Raw genomic sequence first — 1,037 nt, 5'->3', positions numbered from 1 at the left:
CGGCTAAGCCCCCTAAATCCGGAGTCATGCCCTACAATTAACAAGCGTTCGTAAAATAACTCGTTATTTCAAGGTATTACATGGCTTTATGGAATTTCGAGGAGTCCTCCAGCGTCTTGACCCATTCGGAGAACTTCGCAGGAGGCATTAATTTCAAGCTGCCATGCATCTTGCGGTTGTTGTAGAAATCCATGTATTGATCAAGGGCCTCATAGGCTTCGTCGAAGCTCATGAATTCTCTTGTTCTGAACAGATCGCGTTCCAGCAAGCTATGAAAGGATTCAATGTAGGCATTCATATTCGGTGTCCGCGGCGGAATGCGTTCGTGAATCATATCCAGGCTTTCACAGGTATCTCCAAATAACTTGCTAACGAATTGCGGCCCGTTGTCTGTTCGAATCACAGGCAGGGCTTCTCCGGATTGGAGACGACTCTGTAGCGCCCGCCATAGCGTTTGGACCGCATGTTTGGCCTCACATACGGGTCCTCTGTACTGCTGGACCACGACCCGATCAAACACATCAATGATGCTAAGCACGAAAAAGAAACGTTCCTGGCCGATGATATAGCCGTACTTAATGTCCATTTGCCACAACTGGTTGGACCCGGTGACCACCCGGTTTCTAGGAAGCCGGCGTGGATGTGAAGGGAGGCGCTTATAAGGCTGCTTCAGAATCCCCAGCTCCTTACACAAGCGATACGCTTTCTTCTTATTCAGCTTCACGCCATACCGGTTACGAATACATTGCGCAAGTAGCTTGTAGCCATAGACATGCTCTTCGCCTTCGAGGAACTCAAGCAGCCACTCCTTGATTTGTTCGTCGCTGACCCTCTCTCCCGTAACTGCGAAGGAGTAGCCGGGTACCGGACGACCCATCTGGCCTTCTGCCTGGCGTGTTGTTGCCGGACGGGTAGCTCGTTTTTTACGGTCGTAGTACGTCGATTCGGATAATCCAAGGATGCGCAGAACCCATGCCACCGGTTCCCCCCGCTTAATAAATAGGTCTGCTACTTCGAATTTTTCGGATAAGCGGGGG

1 protein-coding gene is annotated in these 1,037 nt (G+C 50.5%); it reads right to left on the bottom strand.

All coding sequences use genetic code 11. From position 1 onward, the window contains the following. Window positions 1–76: 76 nt before the first annotated feature. A partial coding sequence (locus L692_RS0107205; RefSeq protein WP_084463109.1) for an IS3 family transposase occupies window positions 77–1,037 on the bottom strand: 961 nt, incomplete at its 5' end.

Source organism: Paenibacillus forsythiae T98 (assembly GCF_000520735.1).
Taxonomy (GTDB): Bacteria; Bacillota; Bacilli; order Paenibacillales; family Paenibacillaceae; genus Paenibacillus_AQ; species Paenibacillus_AQ forsythiae.
This window is presented reverse-complemented; position numbering and strand designations above follow the sequence as displayed.